The sequence below is a fragment of the Paraburkholderia sp. PGU19 genome, from assembly GCF_013426915.1.
Taxonomy (GTDB): domain Bacteria; phylum Pseudomonadota; class Gammaproteobacteria; order Burkholderiales; family Burkholderiaceae; genus Paraburkholderia.
Window position 1 is genome coordinate 3,765,013 of sequence record NZ_AP023179.1, and the last position, 14,693, is coordinate 3,779,705.

The 14,693-nt window shown below is 63.6% G+C and carries 9 protein-coding genes; 3 read left to right on the forward strand and 6 right to left on the reverse strand.

Annotated features, from left to right (window positions below; translation table 11 throughout):
• Positions 1-20: 20 nt before the first annotated feature.
• Positions 21-1,721 (forward strand): thiamine pyrophosphate-binding protein, encoded by a 1,701-nt coding sequence (locus H1204_RS17190; RefSeq protein ID WP_180729224.1) that lies wholly within the window; start codon positions 21-23, stop codon positions 1,719-1,721.
• Positions 1,722-2,007: 286 nt separating this feature from the next.
• On the opposite strand, the gene H1204_RS17195 is transcribed toward H1204_RS17190, so the two are convergent.
• Positions 2,008-3,156, reverse strand: a complete 1,149-nt coding sequence (locus H1204_RS17195) for a branched-chain amino acid ABC transporter substrate-binding protein (protein WP_180729225.1) — start codon at positions 3,154-3,156, stop codon at positions 2,008-2,010.
• 89 nt (positions 3,157-3,245) lie between these two features.
• The gene (gene putA, locus H1204_RS17200) at positions 3,246-7,208 is read right to left on the reverse strand and encodes a trifunctional transcriptional regulator/proline dehydrogenase/L-glutamate gamma-semialdehyde dehydrogenase (protein WP_180729226.1); all 3,963 of its coding nucleotides are present in this window, start codon (positions 7,206-7,208) and stop codon (positions 3,246-3,248) included.
• A gap of 259 nt (positions 7,209-7,467) precedes the next feature.
• Between putA and H1204_RS17205 the strand changes: the two genes are divergently transcribed.
• Positions 7,468-7,674 (forward strand): hypothetical protein, encoded by a 207-nt coding sequence (locus H1204_RS17205; protein ID WP_180727980.1) that lies wholly within the window; start codon positions 7,468-7,470, stop codon positions 7,672-7,674.
• 55 nt (positions 7,675-7,729) lie between these two features.
• Here H1204_RS17205 and H1204_RS17210 read toward each other — a convergent pair whose 3' ends face one another.
• From H1204_RS17210 to hemE, 4 genes are all read right to left on the reverse strand, one after another.
• Positions 7,730-7,966 carry a hypothetical protein gene (locus H1204_RS17210; protein WP_180729227.1) on the reverse strand — a complete coding sequence of 79 codons (237 nt, stop codon included), beginning with the start codon at positions 7,964-7,966 and terminating at the stop codon, positions 7,730-7,732.
• Entirely contained in the window at positions 7,963-9,387 is a 1,425-nt protein-coding gene (locus H1204_RS17215) for a putative sulfate exporter family transporter (protein WP_180729228.1), read from the reverse strand. The genes H1204_RS17210 and H1204_RS17215 overlap by 4 nt, the downstream gene beginning before the upstream one ends.
• Positions 9,388-9,573: 186 nt before the next feature.
• Positions 9,574-11,832: a primosomal protein N' gene (locus tag H1204_RS17220; protein ID WP_180729229.1), complete on the reverse strand. Its 2,259-nt coding sequence runs from the start codon at positions 11,830-11,832 to the stop codon at positions 9,574-9,576.
• A 442-nt stretch (positions 11,833-12,274) separates the two neighbouring features.
• Positions 12,275-13,378 carry a uroporphyrinogen decarboxylase gene (gene hemE / locus H1204_RS17225; protein WP_180729230.1) on the reverse strand — a complete coding sequence of 368 codons (1,104 nt, stop codon included), beginning with the start codon at positions 13,376-13,378 and terminating at the stop codon, positions 12,275-12,277.
• A gap of 172 nt (positions 13,379-13,550) precedes the next feature.
• Here hemE and H1204_RS17230 point away from each other — a divergent pair, with 172 nt between their 5' ends.
• Positions 13,551-14,333: a transporter substrate-binding domain-containing protein gene (locus H1204_RS17230; protein ID WP_180729231.1), complete on the forward strand. Its 783-nt coding sequence runs from the start codon at positions 13,551-13,553 to the stop codon at positions 14,331-14,333.
• The last annotated feature ends 360 nt before the right edge of the window (positions 14,334-14,693 follow it).

Sequence of the window (14,693 nt, forward strand, 5' to 3'; positions counted from 1 at the left end):
TGACTGGAGGTGTCTTCGCAATGTCGCTGTCTTCCGATGCTTCAAATATGACTACCGGCGCACGGCTCATGGTCGACGCGCTGTTGACGCATGGCGTCGAGCGCGTGTTCTGCGTGCCCGGTGAAAGTTTTCTGGCAGTACTCGATTCGCTGCACGACGAATCGTCGCAAATTCAGACGGTTGTGTGCCGCCACGAAGCGGCCGCCGCCAACATGGCGGAAGCCGTCGGCAAGCTGACGGGCCGGCCGGGCATTGCAATCGTCACGCGCGGCCCGGGCGCGACGCACGCATCGATTGGCGTGCACACCGCGTTTCAGGATTCGACGCCGATGATCCTGCTGATCGGCCAATGCGCGCGCGAGCATCTGGACCGCGAGGCGTTCCAGGAAATCGACTATCGGCGCATGTTTGGGCAGATGGCGAAGTGGGTCGCGCAGATCGACGACGCGCGCCGCATTCCCGAGTACATGAGCCACGCGTTCCACACGGCGACATCGGGCCGTCCGGGTCCTGTGGTGCTGTCGCTGCCGGAAGACATGTTGAGCGACGCGTGCGCGGCGATGCCGGGCGCGCCCGCCTATCAGCGCGTTGCCGCAGCGCCCGCGCCGCAGCAGATCGAGCGCTTGCGCGGCCTGCTCGAAGGCGCGAAGAAACCGATGGTAATCGCAGGCGGCAGCGGCTGGACGCCGCAAGCATGTGAAGACCTGCGCACGTTCATCGAAAACTGGCAGCTCCCGATCGGCCTCGCATTCCGCTTCCAGGACACGCTCGACAACGAGCATCCGAACTACGCGGGCGACGTCGGGCTCGGCATCAACCCGGCGCTTGCCAAACGTATTCAGGACGCCGACGTGCTGTTTGCGCTCGGTCCACGCCTGGGCGAAGCGACGACGAACGGCTACACGCTCTTCGACATTCCGAAAACGAAGCAGACGTTGATCCACGTTCACCAGGGCGCGGAAGAACTCGGCCGCGTCTATTCCGCCGATCTGCCGATTGTCTCCGGCATGCCGGAAATCGCGTCGATGCTGGCGCAACTGAAGCCGTCGACGAAACCCGCCTGGGAAGGCACGGCAAAAGAAGCGCACGACGCGTATCTCGAATGGCGCAAGCCGCGCAAGATTCCGGGCGACGTGCAGCTTGGCGAGATCATGTTGCAACTGCGCGAGCACTTGCCGAAGGACGCGATCCTGACGAACGGCGCGGGCAACTACGCAACGTGGCTGCACCGGCACTTCGCGTACCGCCACTTCCGCTCGCAGCTTGCACCGACGAGCGGCGCGATGGGCTACGGCGTGCCGGCGGCGATTGCGGCAAAGTCGCTGTATCCGGATCGCGCAGTGGTGGCATTTGCGGGCGATGGCTGCTTCATGATGTCGTCATCGGAAATCGCGACGGCGATGCAATACGATCTGCCCGTGATTTTCATCGTCGTGAACAACAGCCAGTACGGCACCATCCGCATGCATCAGGAGCGGCACTATCCGAACCGCGTGCACGGAACGGGGCTGACGAACCCGGACTTCGCAGCGTTCGCGAAATCGTTCGGCGCACACGGGGAACTCGTCGAGCGCACGGAGGACTTCATGCCGGCGTTCAAACGCGCGCAGGAATCGAAGAAACCGGCGGTGATCGAAATTCGCCTGCTTCAGGAAGCAAGCACGCCGGGCGCGACGTTGGAACAGGTGCGCGAGCAGGGCAAGAAGCTGCGCGGGGAGTAACGAGGCACGCGCACCACACGCAGCCCCGGGCCGTTGATGGCCCGCGGGCAAACGTCAAGCGGCTCGGTTTGAGCCGCTTTCTTTTGACTACTTTTCTTTGCGGCGGCAAAGAAAAGTAGGTGCAGCCCCGCACAGGGGCGACGCTTGAAGCGAGCTAACGCATCGCGGATGCCAGCGACAAGCGTTAAAAAAAACACAAAAGCCTCGCAGAGCAAAAAACCCTGCGAGGCTTCGAAAACAACCAGCAGCGCTCAGCTAATCACCAAGCGCCGCAAGGCAAAAAACCTTACTTCCCACCCACGCTCTGCAGCGTCGTCCACTTACCGTCGACAACCTTATACAGCGTGATACCGCCGTTCTTCAGATCGCCCTTACCGTCATAGGCCAGATCCTTGGTCGTCACAGCCGGCATGCTCGTCTTCGCCAGCACCGGCAGGTACTTGGCCGGATCCGTCGAATTAGCCTTCTTCATGGCATCGAACATGGCCATTGCGCCGTCATAAGCGTACGGCGAGTACGTCTGAACGTCTTCATTGAAACGCTTCTTGTACTTCGCAACGTAGTCCTTGCCGCCAGGCATTTCTTCCAGCGGCAGACCTGCCAGCGACGCAACCGTACCATTCGCCGCATCGCCTGCGACTTGCAGGAACGTCGGCGTATGAACCATTTCGCCGCCCATCAGCGGAGCCTTGACACCCAGCGTCTTCATCTGCTTGACCATCGGCGCAGCCTGCGAATCGGCGCCACCGTAATAGATCAGATCCGGCTGGACCGACTTCAGCTTCGTCAGGATCGACTTGAAGTCGACGGCCTTGTCGTTCGTGAACTCACGATCGACGATCGTGCCGCCCGCAGCCTTCGCTGCCTTCTCGAACTGGTCGGCGAGACCCTGGCCATATGCCGTGCGGTCGTCGACGATCGCGATCTTCTTCATGCCCAGGGTCTTCACAGCGAACGTGCCCGCGACGGAGCCTTGCTGCGTGTCCGAGGTCATCATGCGGAACGTCGTCTTGAAGCCTTGCTGCGTGTATTCCGGTGCCGTCGCCATCGCGATCTGCGGAATGCCCGCGTTCGCGTAGATGCGCGATGCCGGGATCGTCGTGCCCGAGTTGAAGTGGCCGAGCATGCCCTTGATGTTGTCGTCGACGAGCTTCTGCGCGACGGTCGTGCCCGTGCGCGGGTCAGCCTGGTCGTCCGCCGTGTCCAGCACGAAGCGAACCTGCTTGCCGCCGATCACCGGCTTCGTCGCGTTCATGTCTTCGACTGCGAGCGTGATGCCGTTCTGGAAGTCCTTGCCGTAGTGCGCCTGCGCGCCCGTCATCGGGCCGGCGAAGCCGATCTTCACGTCTTCGACCTGCTGTGCGTGCGCGGTCCCCGCCAGCGACATGGCAGCGAACAGCGTCGCGCCTGCCAGCTTTTTCATCGTATGTTGCATAGCTTCTCCTTGGTACCAGGTGTGGACGGCGCGGTGATCGGGGTCGCCGTCTCGCGCCATTTTTTTTGAATCGATCAAGCGAGGTTCGCTCAGCCGATCGTCATCAAATTCGCATTACCGCCTGCTGCTGCCGTATTCACGCTCACCGAACGCTCCGTCAGCAGACGTTCGAGCGCGTAATCCTCATCGCCGCTTTCCAGCGCGCGCGCTGCAACGCCCTGCACCGACACGATCGGTCCCGCGCGCTTCGCGATGTCCTTCACGAGCGTCAGCAGTTCGTCGCTGTCGCCTTCGAAGAGCACGGCATCGAACGATGCTTCCGCGTTCTTCTTCACGCTTGCGTACTGCTTGAGCGATGCGGGCAGCGCAGCATACAGCTGCTCGCCCGCCGCGCCTTCGAACAGCGCCTTGTTGCCCGTCGCGAGCGCTGCCGCGAACTGCACGCGCGCGCCGCTTGCCGTCGACGCAACGCACAGCACCGTGCCGCGCGCGCCGAGCGTGTACGTGTTGCGCTCGCCCGTCGGACCGGACAGCACAGCCGTCGCGCCCGCCGGAATGTTGGCCAGATAGCCGTCACAACGCGCTGCCAGCACCGGCTCGCGTTCCGCGATCAGCCAGTCGCGCAGCGACGTCAGCGCTGCGGCAGGATTATCGCTTGCCGCGTTGCCGTTCAGGGCACCGTTTTGCGTACCATTCGATGCTGCTTGCGAACCGTCAACCATCAGCGTTCGCGCGAGCGACTTCGGCAAACCAGCGGGACGCGTCGCGAGCAGACGTTGCAGATACAGCGCGCCGCCCGCCTTCGGACCCGTGCCCGACAACCCTTCACCGCCGAACGGCTGCACGCCGACCACGGCGCCGATCACGTTACGGTTCACGTAGATGTTGCCCACGTGCGCGCGGCTGATCACATGCGCGATCGTTTCATCGATACGCGTATGGATGCCGAGCGTCAGGCCGTAACCCGTTGCGCGGATCTGTTCGAGCAGTTTGTCGAGCGCGCTGCGGCGATAACGCACCACGTGCAGCACGGGACCAAACACTTCGCGCTTCAATTCGTCGATGCTGTCGAGTTCGATCAGCGTCGGCGGAACGAAGGTGCCAGCGTTGCAACCTTCGGGCATCGGCAGTTGCGTGACCTTGCGGCCCTTCTCGCGCATCCCTGCGATGTGCGCGTCGATACCGCGCTTCGCGTCCGCGTCGATCACGGGACCCACATCCGCCGACAGACGGTCCGGGTTGCCAACCGCCAGTTCCTTCATCGCGCCCGTCAGCATTTCGAGCGTGCGATCCGCGACGTCGTCCTGCAGACAGAGAACGCGCAGCGCCGAACAACGTTGACCGGCCGAATCGAACGACGACTGCAGCACGTCCGCCACCACCTGTTCCGCGAGCGCCGACGAATCGACGATCATCGCGTTCTGGCCGCCCGTTTCGGCGATCAGCGGAATCGGCTTGCCTTCGGGGTCGAGACGGTTCGACAGCGTCTTGTTGATCAGACGCGCGACTTCCGTCGAGCCAGTGAACATCACGGCGCGCGTGCGCGCATCGGCGACCAACGCGGCGCCGACCGTTTCGCCGTCGCCCGGCAGCAGTTGCACCGCGCCCGCCGGCACGCCCGCTTCGCGCAGAATGCGCACGGCTTGCGCAGCGATCAGCGGCGTCTGTTCAGCAGGCTTTGCGAGCACCGTGTTGCCTGCTGCGAGCGCAGCTGCAACCTGACCCATGAAGATCGCCAGCGGGAAATTCCACGGGCTGATACACACCACGGGGCCGAGCGGACGATGCGTGTCGTTCGAAAATTCGTCGCGAATCTGCGTCGAGTAATAGCGCAGGAAGTCGATGGCTTCGCGGATTTCGGCGACGGCGTTCGGCAGTGACTTGCCCGCTTCGCGCACGACGAGACCCATCAGCGTATGCATCTGCGCTTCGAGCAGATCGGCGGCACGCGCGAGGCAATCGGCGCGCGCTTCGACGGGCGTCGCCTGCCAGATCGGCGCGGCAGCGACAGCGTGCGAGAGCGCGGCGCTCACATGTTCCGGCGTCGCTTCGACTACCGTGCCGACGAGGTCGCGATGATCTGACGGATTGCGCACGTCGCGCGCATTGCCGACGGCGATCTCGTTGTCTTCGAGCATCGGCGCAGCACGCCACGGATGATTCGCGCTCGCCAGCAGCGCCGACGACAGCGACGCGAGACGATGTTCGTTCGACAGATCGAGGCCCATCGAGTTGGTACGCTCCGCACCGAACAGATTGCGCGGCAGCGGAATTTTCGCGTGCGGCGCGCCGAGCGGCACGACCTTCGATGCTTCTTCCACCGGATCAGCAACGAGGTCCTTGATCGCCACGCTTTCGTCAGCGATGCGGTTCACGAACGACGTATTCGCGCCGTTTTCCAGCAGGCGGCGCACGAGGTACGCGAGCAGCGTTTCATGCGTGCCGACAGGCGCATACACGCGGCACGGACGGTTCAGCTTGTCGCGGCCCGTGACTTCCTCGTACAGCGGCTCGCCCATGCCGTGCAGACACTGGAACTCGTACTGGCCGGGATAGTAGTTCTGGCCCGCGAGGTGATAGATCGCGGACAGCGTGTGCGCGTTGTGCGTCGCGAACTGCGGATAGACGGCATCCGGCGCGCCGAGCAGCTTCTTCGCGCACGCGAGGTACGACACGTCCGTATAGATCTTGCGCGTGTACACCGGATAGCCTTCGAGACCATCCACCTGCGCGCGCTTGATTTCCGTATCCCAGTACGCGCCCTTCACGAGACGCACCATGATGCGGTGACGGCTGCGGCGCGCCAGATCGACGATGTAGTCGATCACGAACGGGCAGCGCTTCTGGTACGCCTGCACAACGAAACCGATGCCGTTCCAGCCTTGCAGTTCGGAATCGAAGCACAGCGCTTCGAGCAGATCGAGCGAGATTTCGAGGCGATCCGCTTCTTCAGCGTCGATGTTCAGACCGATGTCGTAGCGGCGCGCGAGGATCGCCAGCGCGCGTACGCGCGGCAGCAGTTCGCTCATCGTGCGTTCCTGCTGCGAACGCGAATAGCGCGGATGCAACGCGGACAGCTTGATCGAAATGCCGGGGCCTTCGTAGATGCCACGACCGCCTGCCGCCTTGCCGATCGCGTGGATCGCCTGTTCGTACGACGCGTAGTAGCGCTGCGCGTCGGCTTCCGTCGTCGCGGCTTCGCCGAGCATGTCGTACGAGTAGCGGAAACCGCGCGCTTCGAACTTGCGGCTGTTCGCCAGCGCTTCCGAGATATTCTCGCCCGTGACGAACTGCTCGCCCATCAGGCGCATCGCCATGTCGACGCCCTTGCGGATCAGCGGCTCGCCGCCCTTGCCGATCATGCGCGTGAGCGCCGACGACAGACCCGTTTCGCTATTCGTCGTCACCAGCTTGCCGGTGATCATCAGGCCCCACGTCGCCGCGTTCACAAACAGCGACGGCGCATGGCCGACGTGCGAGCGCCAGTCACCCTTGCTGATCTTGTCGCGGATCAACGCATCGCGCGTGGCGCGATCGGGAATGCGCAGCAGCGCTTCCGCGAGACACATCAGCGCGACGCCTTCCTGGCTCGACAGCGAGAACTCGTGGATCAGCCCTTCGACACCGCCGCCCTTGCTCTTGCCGCGCAGCGTTTCGACGAGCTTGCCCGCCAGTGTCTGCACGTCGCTCGCGATGTTCGCGGGCAGACGCGCCTGGCCGAGCAGGAACGGCAGGCACTCCGGCTCGGGACGGCGATACGCGGCCGTGATCGCCGCGCGCAGCACCGATTGCGGCTGCACGTTCTGCGCGAATTCGAGGAACGGATGCAGCCCGTCGCTTTCGTCGGAATCGGCGGCACCGTCGACCAGCTCGGTTGCGCTGTGGTGGCCCGACAGTTCAGCGGGAAGCTGACCGTGTTCGATCTTCTCCAGATACGCGAAGATCGCCTGCTTGATCAGCCAGTGCGGAGTGCGTTCGAGACGCGTGGCGGCATCTTTCAGCCGGGTACGCAACAGATCGTCGACTTTGACGCCAAGGGTGGTGCTCGCCATGATTCCTTCTTTATACGCCGACGGACGCCGGCCAAAGACTAAAAAGTTGGCCGAATCGTACCCCTCTCAATAAAAAGGTGCAACCAGTTGCGAGAAACGGTTGCACCCTTTGGTGAGGCTTGTCGCACAAGGCTGAGCGGCGAATGTGCACCGTCAGGATGCATGCGGTTGCGCTCGGTGTTTTCCCTGGATCGGATTATTTTCTGGCAACCCTTATCGAATCGAAAATCGCGCCGTTATACCGGTCATGAGATGCGCAATGACGCACGGTACGGGGTTCGAAGTCTCGCTTTACGGGGTGACCAAAATGGAAAAATGGCTGGTAGTGACGGGTGTCTGGATGATGTTCGCGACGTGCATGGTGCTGTTCATCCGCGGCGCGACGGGTGTGTCGCGCAGCGAACTGGCGCCCATTGAAGTGCGCGACGACGAGCGCGACGTGCAGCCGAAGTCGAGTCGCGGCTAAACGCTTCGAGGTGGGAGGCGCGCTGCACGCGTGCGCCTCGCTGACGCGGATGCCGTCAGCGCATCCGCGCGAACCGGCGGCAACTGTCGCGCGGCGCGACGAGCTGGTCGTGAACCAGGCACAGGCGGCTGTCGGCGACACTCGCGCCGAAGCCCGACCCGAACACAGCGAGGCCCGGAATGCTCTGCTCAAGCGAATGCCGATCGTCGGCGCGAAACCGGCAATCCGCGCAGCACGGCCGGCGTTCGCCGGGCTGCGCGTCGATGGCGTCGTCGAGGACGGGCGCGCTCACGAGCCCTGCCCCAAGCTATTCCAATACGGTGCGAACACGTGCGCGGACAGCGCGTAGCCGATGGCGATATTGACGGCGACGCCAATCGTGAACGCGATGAACGGCTTGATGCCCGTGGCCGCCAGTGAGCGCACGCGCGTCGTCAGTCCGATGCTGAAGAAGCAGAAGATGAACGCCCACGTGCGCAATGCGGTAATCGGCGCGACGAATTCCGGCGTCACCACCTTGCGGTAGTCGGCGAGCGAGTAGTGGCTCGCGATCCACGTCACGAGCGCCGACGCGATCACGAAGCCGATCACGAACTTCGGAAAGCGCGCCCAGATTTCGCGCGCGTCGGCCTTCGCGGTTACGCCGCTTTCGCTGGACTCCCAGCGAGTCGTCGCGACGATCGCCAGCAGGAACGCCCAGATACCGATCCAGATGTCGCGGCCTACCACCTTCATCAGCGTGAACGCCTGAAGCGAAGCTTCGGGCGATCCCGCGATCGCGCCGCCCGCGTGCTTCGCGAAGTCGCCATAGGCTTGTGCTGCGGCGATACCCGCGGCGTCGGCGAATTCCGAGGTGCCGATCCATGCGCCCGCGACGGCCGTCGACAGTCCGAGCGAGCGCGACGCGAACGGCAACACGAAGATCATCACGATCGCCCACAGGATCACGAGCGTGATCGCCACCGACGCGTGCTCGCGTTTCGCGCGCACGGCACCCGCAATCGCGATCGCCGCCGACACGCCGCACACCGCGCCACCGACGCCGAGCACCGCGGCGAACCGCTTGTCGAGCCCGAGCGCCTTCGCGGCGAAGAAAATCACGAAGAACGTGACGAGCGAGACGATGGTCGCCTGTCCGACGGCAACCGGGCCCGCCCAGACGAGCAGCGTGAAGGGCAGCGTCGCGCCGAGCAGCACGATCCCCACCTTGATGTAAAACTCGACGCGCAATCCCGCCGAAAACCATTCGGGAAGACGGAACACGTTCGAGATCAGCAAGCCAAGCGCGAGCGCGACGAGCGGTGGTTCGAGGTTGTACTTCGACGCATTGGCCCACGCGCCGACTTCGAAAATCAGCACCGACACGGCGAACAGGATCGCGAACGACGCCAGGAAATGCACGATCCGCTGCTTCAGCACGCTCAGGCTGACGCCGAACAGCACGGCAAACACGACGAATAGCGCGATGTAGTTCGGCAGATGCTTGACCAGGTCTTGCCCGGCCGCGCCGGGGTCGGTCCATTTCGCGGGGGCCGTTGCGAGCCACTTGATGCTGCTGCCCGACGCGAACAGTGCCCACGCAACGACGATCACCAGCAAGCCGACCCACACGGCCCACCAGTCTTCCGTCGAAAAAAGTCCGCCGCCGCCTGTGGTGCTTGCCGGTCGCGAAGGCTGTGCGCCCGCCGGCAAGGTATGTCTCGTATCGCCCATTGCTGTGCCCCGGTCGAAGTTGGCGGCGCACGCGCTATCGATTGTTGTGAATCATGCGCCGATCCGGCGAAATATAGTCGAGCGATGTCGCAAAACGAAACGACCTTTCGTTTTATCGATATGACTTAAATGGATTTGCGCACAGATGCGCGGAGTTTGCCGACAAATTGCTTACAGCACGGCTCGCTAGATGTCGAGCGGATCGACTTCGATGCTCCAGCGCAGCACGCCCTTCAGCGTTCGCAACACAGGTTGCCAGGCACGCAGCGTCGTCTGCAACGCCGCCCGCGACGCGCTTTCGATCAGCAATTGCGCGCGATGCACGTGCATCACCTTGACGATGGTGAGCGGCACGGCGTCGTAGACCGTCACGCGGCTGGCGGCGGGAATGTCGGCCAGCACTGCGGCCGCCTGTTGCAGGAACGTCAGCGCGGCGTCCAGTGTGCGGCCTTCGGCGCGCAGCATGGCCTGATAGACGAACGGCGGCAGATGCGCGTCGCGCCGTTCGGTGAGCGTCGAATTGGCGAAGCCGACGTAATCGTGGCGAGCCAGCGCGTGATACAACGCGTGACGCGGATAGCGCGTCTGCACCAGCACTTCGCCCGGCAAACCGGCGCGGCCCGCGCGGCCGCTCACCTGCATCAGTTGCGCGAAGAGGCGCTCGCTCGCGCGGAAGTCGTGGGAAAACAGCGCCGTGTCGGCGTTCAGCACGCCCACCAGCGACACCCGGCGGAAATCGTGCCCCTTCGCGATCATCTGCGTGCCCACGAGAATATCCACTTCGCCCGCATGCACGTCCGAAAACAGCGCCTGCGCGCTGCCCTTGCGTCGCGTGCTGTCGGCATCGATGCGCAGCACGCGCGCGCCCGGCACCGCGCCGGCGAGCGCTTCTTCGATACGTTGTGTTCCGCGTCCGAGCGGCGCGATATCGACATTGCCGCATTCCGGGCACGAGCGCGGAATGCGCGATTCCCAGCCGCAGTGGTGGCAGCGCAGCGCGCGCTCCGGCTTGTGCAGCACGACGTAGGCGCTGCATCGCGGGCAGCCCGCGACCCAGCCGCATGCGTCGCACGCCAGCTGCGGCGCATAGCCGCGACGGTTGAGGAACACGAGACTCTGTTCGCTTCGCTCGAGGCGCGCCTTCAGCGCCGCGATCAACGGCCCCGACAAACCCTCCACCGAAGCGCGCCCGCGCCGCTGCTCGTCTTCCAGGTCGATGAGGTGGACGGTTGGCAGCACTGCGTCGGCGACGGCACGGCGCGATAACGTGAGCCGTTTGTAGCGTCCTTGCTCGACCTGCCACCAGCTTTCCAGCGACGGCGTCGCTGAGCCGAGCACGACCGGCACGCCGAGTTGCTTCGCGCGCCAGATGGCGAGATCGCGCGCGGAATAGCGCAAGCCTTCCTGCTGCTTGTACGCCGGGTCGTGTTCCTCGTCGACGATGATGATGGCCAGATGCGGCAACGACGCCAGCACGGCGAGCCGCGTGCCCAGTACGATGCGCGCGCGCCCGGTGTGCGCGGCAAACCAGTTGCGGGCGCGCTCTCCCTCGGCAAGACCGCTGTGCAGTGTGACGATTTCGGTATCGTCCATCGACGCGAAGCGCGCGCGGAACGCAGCCTCGAATTGCGGCGTCAGGTTGATCTCGGGAACGAGGACAAGGGCCTGCGCCTGCGGATTGGTCGACAGCAGTCCCGCCAGCGCCCGCAGGTAGACCTCCGTCTTGCCGCTGCCCGTCACGCCATGCAACAGGAACGGCGCGAAGCCTTGCGCGTCGCGGATCGCTTCGACGGCGGCCGTTTGCTCGTCTGTGAGCGTCGGCAGCGTCGCGCTGCGCGGCGTGTGATCTCGCGAGAGGCTGTGCGCGGCGGGATCGACCACTTCGAGCGCGACCCAGCCTTCGGCTTGCCACGCTTCGAGCGTCGCCGTTGCCTTCGCGTGCAATGCGCGGGCATCTGCGGCGGGCAGCGAGTCGGCTTCCGAGAGCGCGGCCGCAAGACGGCGCAACGCCGTGGCGCGCGCCGGAAGCGCATCGGGCAGCGCAGCGCGCCCAGCTGGCAACAGCCGATAGCGCTCCTCAGGAGCGAAAAGCCGCGTCCAGCGGGCCGCATCGCGCAATGCCTGGGGAAGCGCCGGCAACGCGACTTCACCGATGCCGCGCTGATAGTAGTCGGCGGCGAACTGCGTGAGTTGCAGCCAATGTTCGGAGAGCGGCGGGCAGGCGGCGCAGACGCTATGGACCGACTTCAGGCGGTCGGCGGGCACGTCGCTGTGAGCCGTCACTTCCATCACGAGACCCACGACATGCCGCTTGCCGAACGGTACGCTGACGAGCATGCCCGGCGCCGGCGCCAGCGAGGCGTCACAGCGGTAATCGAACAGCGTCGGCAGAGGATGATCGAGCGCGACGCGGACGTAGGTGCCCGTCAGATCGACGACCCGCATAGGCACCGTTCGTAAGGAAAGTTACTTACCGGCCGAGAGCCGCTGCCGACACACTTAAAGTAAAACTTCAATTTCGGCGCTAAGTTTTGATTTTGCATCGACAATTGCGCCCGATCTCGCATGCCTGTGGATAACTTTGTTGAGAACTTGACCCGGATGTCCCGCAAGGGCCGCCGTGCGGGCCTCTGTGTGGGATAGCGCACATTTGTCTTAGGAACCCGGAAACCCTTGTCGCTCAAGGCCTTGAACAGATTTCCGCGTACTTTTCAAGGCATCTGCGACGATCGATTCCTCTACTGCGCCGCAGCGTGACAAGTGTGCATAAGTCAAGTCTTGACAACGCTAAGAGGGCCTCGGGGCGGACTTTGGAACGCAATTTTCCCCTCAGACCGAGAGCCCACGTCGTTGCGCCGCAACAAAAACGTCACAATCCGGATGCCTTTCACGCTTTGGCGTCGCCCCCCGCCGACCGGATCGTGCGGCTATGCCGGTGCACTTCATCGACCAGTTCGGCGACGTTCTCGGGCGGCGTGAACTGCGAAATACCATGCCCAAGATTGAAGACGTGACCGGGGAAGTTACCGAAGCTGTCGAGCACCGCGCGCGCTTCGATGCGGATCGTCGACGGCGGCGCGAACAGCACGGAAGGATCGATGTTGCCCTGTAGCGCCACCTTGCCGCCGACGCGCTCGCGCGCCTTGCCCAGATTCACCGCCCAGTCGAGTCCGACAGCATCGACGCCCGTCGCGGCGATCTCTTCGAGCCACAGGCCGCCGCCCTTCGTAAAAGTGATCACGGGCACGCGGTTGCCGTCGTGCTCGCGCTTCAACTGACTCACGACCTGCTGGATGTAGTGCAGCGAAAAGCGCTGATAGATGCCGTCGGCGAGCGCGCCGCCCCACGTGTCGAAAATCATCACGGCTTGCGCGCCTGCTTCGATCTGCGCGTTCAGATAGGCCGCCACCGCCTTCGCGTTGACGTCCAGGATGCGATGCATCAGGTCGGGACGGGCATAGAGCATCGACTTCACGGTCCGGAAATCGTCGGAGCCGCCGCCTTCCACCATGTAGCACGCAAGCGTCCACGGGCTGCCCGAAAAGCCGATCAGCGGCACGCGCTGACGGCCTTGCGCGTCGGTGAGCGCGGTGCGGATCTGGCGCACGGCGTCGGTGACGTAACGCAACGTGCTGTCGATATCCGGCACGGCCAGACGCGCGACGTCTTCTTCCGTGCGCACCGGACGCGCGAACTTCGGCCCTTCGCCGACCTGGAAATCGAGGTCGAGACCCATCGCGTCGGGGATGGTCAGGATGTCTGAGAAAAGAATCGCGGCGTCGAGCGGATACCGGTCTAACGGCTGCAGCGTGACTTCCGTCGCGTAATCGGGATTCTTCGCGAGGCCGAGAAAGCTGCCCGCGCGGCTACGCGTCGCGTTGTATTCCGGCAGATAGCGACCTGCCTGGCGCATCAGCCAGATCGGCGTGTATTCGGTCGGCTGGCGCAACAACGCGCGCAGGAAAGTGTCGTTAAGGAGGTTGTGGGCCACGGCGCTCGCGACTGAAGGCAAAGACGCATTTTAACCGCTGAGCGCCCGACGCCGCGTCCGTAATCCTGGCAATTGCTGTTTGTCCTATGCCTTGCGGTCGATGGTCACCGGTAGTTGTGCGGACTATGATCGATTCCGTTGCACCCACATAGATAACGATAAAGGAGACTCAATGAGGAAAGCTACGCTGGCCCTTCTTGGCGCCATGTGCTGTGCCGGCGCCGTCCAGGCGCAAAATGCCGCACCCGCGCCGTCGTCGCGGCTCGATGAAATTCTCGCGCGCGGCACGATGCGGGCGTGCACGACGGGCGACTACAAGCCGTACTCGTTCTATAAACAGGACGGGCAGTTCGAAGGCATCGACATCGACATGGCCGAGTCGCTGGCGAAATCGCTCGGCGTCAAGGCGGAGTTTGTAAAGACGTCGTGGTCGAACCTGATGACCGACTTCGTTGCGAAGTGCGATGTCGCCGTCGGCGGTGTGTCGACGACGCTGGACCGGCAGAAGCGGGCTTTCTTCACGGTTGCGTATCAGGTCGACGGAAAGTCGCCCATCGTGCGTTGCGACGACGTCGACAAGTACCAGACGGTTGCGCAGATCGATCAGCCGTCCACGCGCGTGATCTTCAATCCGGGTGGCACCAATGAGCGATTTGCGAGGCAGTTCCTGCCGCATGCGACCCTGGTCGTCTATCCGGACAACGTCACCATCTTCAAGCAGATTCTCGCGGGCAAGGCGGATGTGATGGTAACGGACGCGTCTGAGACGCTGTTGCAGCAAAAGCTCAATCCCGGTTTGTGCTCGGTACATCCTGACAAACCGTTCCAGTACGGAGAAAAGGCATGGCTGGTTCCGCGCGGTGATGTGGTGTTTCAGCAGTATGTCGACCAGTGGTTGCACCTCGCTCGCGCGTCGGGGGAATACCTGTCGATATCCGACAAGTGGCTGAAATAACGCCGAGATTGTGACGGCCGAGGCAGTCGCACTTACCGATTGGTACAAGCGGCTGCCTGAAGATCGGACGGGCGCATTTGAGTCCTCGCGTGGTCGCTGACAAGTCCCGTCAGGATGGTCGGTTATTGCTGCGTCGCAACATTCTTGACGCCGGATGGCAAACGGCAGTTTCAAACAGGTAGCCGTGTGATCCGTATGAGCATTCGACTTCGGAGCCTTGCACGGGCGGGATGGACGATCGGTGAGCCGCTGAAAACGGGATAACGCAGCGCAGTATTCGATTCGAACGTTCAGGCGAAAGGCGGGGCAATGGACTCGAAAGATATCGGCAATATTTGCCGAACAAGCGTTTCGATATCG

What these genes read in the sequence shown, in the direction of transcription:
- H1204_RS17195 (WP_180729225.1), bottom strand. Translation starts at nt 3,156, where the DNA reads ATGCAACATACGATGAAAAAGCTGGCAGGCGCGACGCTGTTCGCTGCC.
- H1204_RS17190 (WP_180729224.1), top strand. Translation starts at nt 21, where the DNA reads ATGTCGCTGTCTTCCGATGCTTCAAATATGACTACCGGCGCACGGCTC.
- H1204_RS17220 (WP_180729229.1), bottom strand. Translation starts at nt 11,832, where the DNA reads ATGCGGGTCGTCGATCTGACGGGCACCTACGTCCGCGTCGCGCTCGAT.
- H1204_RS17230 (WP_180729231.1), top strand. Translation starts at nt 13,551, where the DNA reads ATGAGGAAAGCTACGCTGGCCCTTCTTGGCGCCATGTGCTGTGCCGGC.
- putA (WP_180729226.1), bottom strand. Translation starts at nt 7,208, where the DNA reads ATGGCGAGCACCACCCTTGGCGTCAAAGTCGACGATCTGTTGCGTACC.
- H1204_RS17215 (WP_180729228.1), bottom strand. Translation starts at nt 9,387, where the DNA reads ATGGGCGATACGAGACATACCTTGCCGGCGGGCGCACAGCCTTCGCGA.
- H1204_RS17205 (WP_180727980.1), top strand. Translation starts at nt 7,468, where the DNA reads ATGACGCACGGTACGGGGTTCGAAGTCTCGCTTTACGGGGTGACCAAA.